This window comes from Streptococcus sp. GMD1S (assembly GCF_000296875.1).
Lineage (GTDB): Bacteria > Bacillota > Bacilli > Lactobacillales > Streptococcaceae > Streptococcus.
In genome coordinates this window covers 1-513 of the sequence record NZ_AJQY01000311.1, presented here as the reverse complement: position 1 = coordinate 513, position 513 = coordinate 1, and the positions used below count along the sequence as shown (strand labels likewise).

The window sequence follows — 513 nt, the reverse complement described above, 5'->3', positions numbered from 1 at the left end:
TCAACAGGAAAGACCGATTCAGCTCAAGGTCGATGGTGACGAGGTCTTTTATCAGTACGACGATGAAGTGGGACTCTTGAAAGATGGTCTGCGTTTGGGTGAGGTCGTCTTTTATCTCCGAGAAGGGGAGCCAAGGGTTTATGACCTTTTGGATTTATCAGAGTTTCAGATTGGCTCTCAAAAAGGTGCATTGATCACACTAGATGGAGATGTTGAACTCTTACTCCAAAAATCCCAAAATCAATGGAAGCTAACTCGACTAAAAGGCGCATTTTATCGAAACAATCATCTGGAACAAATGGACCAGCAATTGATTGGTTTTGGAGATGAGTTGAGTCTAGGGGCGGTGACGATCAAGTTCTATCCAGATGAAGTATGGGTCCAGGGTCCTGCCCAAGTTGGGCCACAACTGACTCTGAGAGAACCATCTCGATATGGTTTTTATGAAGATTATCCAGATTATCATCGTTCTCCACGGATCATCTATCGTGGTAGCGAGGATAAAATCTTGAT

Annotated in this window: 1 pseudogene; it reads left to right on the top strand. The window is 43.9% G+C overall.

What is annotated here, in order from left to right:
• Positions 1 to 513, top strand: a pseudogene (locus GMD1S_RS12420) (type VII secretion protein EssC); the annotation flags it as partial.